2 protein-coding genes are annotated in these 1,134 nt (G+C 73.7%); both read left to right on the forward strand.

The window, feature by feature from the left end; all coding sequences use genetic code 11:
- A partial coding sequence (locus G5C62_RS27180) for a pitrilysin family protein (RefSeq protein ID WP_164703435.1) occupies positions 1-656 on the forward strand: 656 nt, incomplete at its 5' end.
- Between the two features lie 8 nt (positions 657-664).
- Entirely contained in the window at positions 665-1,045 is a 381-nt protein-coding gene (locus tag G5C62_RS27185) for a VanZ family protein (RefSeq protein ID WP_164703436.1), read from the forward strand.
- The last annotated feature ends 89 nt before the right edge of the window (positions 1,046-1,134 follow it).

Below are 1,134 nucleotides of genomic sequence, written 5' to 3' on the forward strand. Positions count from 1 at the left end.
GTGGACGGTTGAGCGGGGGAGCGCGGCCGGAGCCGTTGCGCCTGGGGTCCGACGTCGTCCTGGGCGAGCCGGCCCGGCCGACCGGGCTGATCCACCGGCGCACCGAGCAGACCCACCTGCTGCTGGGCAGCCTGGGGATGGGCCGACTGGACGAGCGGCGGTACGCCGGCGCGGTGCTGGACGCCGCGGTGGGTGGCGGCATGAGCTCGCGGCTGTTCCAGGAGATCCGGGAGAAGCGCGGCCTGGTCTACAGCGTCGGCTCCTCGCTGACCCACTACGCCGGTGCCGGGAGCTTCTCGGTGTACGCCGGCTGCTCTCCCAAGCGTGTGCCGGAGGTGCTCCGGCTGATCCGCGCCGGGCTCGCCGAGGTCGCGGCCAACGGCCTGACCACCGAGGAGGTCGTCCGGGCACGCGGCCAGCTCAAGGGCGGGCTGGTGCTGGGGCTGGAGGACACCGGCTCACGGATGAGCCGATTGGGCAAGAGCGAGCTGTCCTACGGTGAGTACCTGCCGGTACGCACCGTCCTGGACCGGATCGAGGCCGTGCACGAGGACCAGGTTCGTGCGGTGGCCGCCGACCTGTTCACCCGGTCGACCTGCCTGGCCGTCGTCGGCCCCTACCGGGAACGCGACCTCGACCGGCTGCTCGCCGCCTGAGTCGCCGGATGAGCTCCCGCCCGACCCTGCTCTTCGCCGACCACGGGGCACTGGCGCGCGGCACCTTCGCCGTCGTCGTGCTGGTGTCGCTGGCGGTGTTGTTCACCCCGGCGTCCGGCGTGCCGTCGGCCCCGCCGGGCGTGGACAAGGTCGTGCACGGCCTGCTGTTCGCCGTGCTGGCGGTCAGCGGCCGCTGGGCCGGGATCAGCCGGTGGGTGCTCGCCGTCCTCCTGGTGCTCTACGCGACGGCCAGTGAACTCCTCCAGTCCCTGGACGTGCTCAACCGGTCGACGTCGCTCGCTGATGTCCTCGCCGACGTCACCGGCGTGGCCGTCGGGCTCCTGGCCTGGGACGCCCTCGCCCGGCGCCGGGCCGCGCGTCCGACCTGACCTGCCGGTGGGTGGGGCGCCGCCTTGCGTGCGACGCCCGCGTTGGTGAGCATCGCGGGATGAGCACTCCGCCGGCCCCCGACGTCCAG

This window comes from Modestobacter sp. KNN46-3, from assembly GCF_011039295.1.